A 253-nucleotide genomic window follows, 5' to 3' on the forward strand; every position below is an offset into this window, starting at 1 on the left:
TGAGGTGGCTTTACTGATATTTTGTGGAAGAAAATGATTATTTTACGCATTTCATAATGTTTAGAAAATTTTCAGGGTAAAGATTATACTAGCCTCTTTGCGTATTTTAGAGAGGATTTTCTATCAGGAGGAGAAAGGATGTCGCCTCCTGCTTAATGTGTGTGCTCCCTCTGTTCTTAAGAGAGGTTTCCCTTGTACTTTGTTTAAGATTTCCGCTTAAGGAAAAACTGTGCTCCTGTATGTGAGGTGCAGA

The sequence above is a fragment of the Bartonella sp. TS25HLJMH genome (assembly GCF_042193505.1).
GTDB lineage: Bacteria > Pseudomonadota > Alphaproteobacteria > Rhizobiales > Rhizobiaceae > Bartonella > Bartonella grahamii.